The organism is Tenacibaculum aiptasiae (genome assembly GCF_008806755.1).
Taxonomy (GTDB): Bacteria; Bacteroidota; Bacteroidia; order Flavobacteriales; family Flavobacteriaceae; genus Polaribacter; species Polaribacter aiptasiae.
Genome location: NZ_WAAU01000008.1, coordinates 382,408 through 382,814, shown reverse-complemented (window position 1 = coordinate 382,814; position 407 = coordinate 382,408). Strand labels below are relative to the sequence as shown.

The 407-nt window shown below is 29.5% G+C and carries 1 protein-coding gene; it reads left to right on the top strand.

Features of this window, described 5'->3' with window-relative positions:
• The coding region (locus tag F7018_RS04600) for a hypothetical protein (protein ID WP_175578642.1) at positions 1-285 on the top strand (285 nt) is incomplete at its 5' end.
• Positions 286-407: the final 122 nt, after the last annotated feature.

Below are 407 nucleotides of genomic sequence, written 5' to 3'. Positions count from 1 at the left end.
GAGAATAGTACTTTTTGTGAATGGGATGAGTTAGTGAAAACAGGATCAGATATTTTTAAAGTTAATAATGAAAAAGAGCTGCGTAAGATTATTAAAGAAAAAAAATGGTGGGATTGGGGTTTTGAACGAGCTGTTATGAAATCTGAATTCAAAAATATAGATTGCATGGCAATTTCGTATCCTTATGGTACATTAATAAGTGAAAGATTAAAGAATGCATTGGAAAAGGCTAGGTTAATAGGTTTTAAGATAACTCCATTTCCTGTAGAATTTGAATATTTGTAATGAAAGAGCAAAGGTATATATTAGATTTTAAAACATTTATTGATATTGATGATGAACAAATAATTATTCCTGGTTTAGATGCTGAGCATGTAAAAGAGAGAGAGGAGTTTTTTGATGTTCCA